At 62.7% G+C, this 831-nt stretch carries 1 protein-coding gene; it reads left to right on the top strand.

What is annotated here, in order from left to right:
• Window positions 1–539: 539 nt before the first annotated feature.
• Entirely contained in the window at window positions 540–824 is a 285-nt protein-coding gene (locus tag B4F19_RS15320) for a helix-turn-helix domain-containing protein (RefSeq protein WP_139833211.1), read from the top strand.
• The last annotated feature ends 7 nt before the right edge of the window (window positions 825–831 follow it).

Raw genomic sequence — 831 nt, 5'->3', positions numbered from 1 at the left:
TGCCCGCCGCTGGTCATGGCGCGCACGGCGCCACTGCTGCTTCCCGAGACGATGAGACTGCCGCGGTGGTTCCGTGACACACCGTCAAGCGCAGTCATCTCGTGAGCGATCGTGTCGAACACTTCATCCCCAGTCATCACGGTTCTCCCTTCATGCGCGGTCGACGACCCCAAAGCGATCCCTACAGGTGGCCCTCAGAAGAAGTGTCCCACTCAGGCTCCTTCACGCGGAAGACCACGGCGCGCAACGCTTCGGGCGCAGAGCTGCGGATCAAGGCCGCCGGGTTACCGGCTCGCAAAACGTTGGAGGACTTCGATTGGGATGCGCAGCGGAGGGCGCTCGCAGACCAGTTCTGACGACCGACAGCAGTTCATCGTCAGCCGGTTCCTACAGATGTCACGCTCCGAGTTGTCCATTTCGCAGGGGAGATGTCTACGCGATGTCCATATGGACCTTTCGGGGCATTGGGGCGAGTCGCTTCGGTGGGATTCGCAAAAAACGTCGAGACGCCGACTGACCGGCGCTCGTAGATTCGAAGCGTGTCCTCAGTCGTCCTTCCACTCACCGCTCAGCGGCATGCGGAACGTGTGAGCCGGGCACTTCACTGGATGGAGGAGCGTCTCGAGGAGCCGGTGACCCTCGCCGAGATCGCGGCGGTCGCTGGTCTTTCGCCGCATCACTTTCACCGCGTCTTCCGTGCGGTCGTGGGTGAGAACCCGAAAGCGCACCTGCGCCGGTTGCGGCTTGAGCGAGCGGTCTACCGACTCAAAGTCAGTACGGACACGGTGCTGCACATCGCGTTGGAATCGGCCGCGTCCGTTTGAGTGGTGG

The organism is Microbacterium sp. UBA1097, assembly GCF_002313585.1.
Lineage (GTDB): Bacteria > Actinomycetota > Actinomycetes > Actinomycetales > Microbacteriaceae > Microbacterium.
The sequence above is the reverse complement of the archived record's forward strand: the minus strand, read 5'-3'. Positions and strand labels throughout refer to the sequence as shown.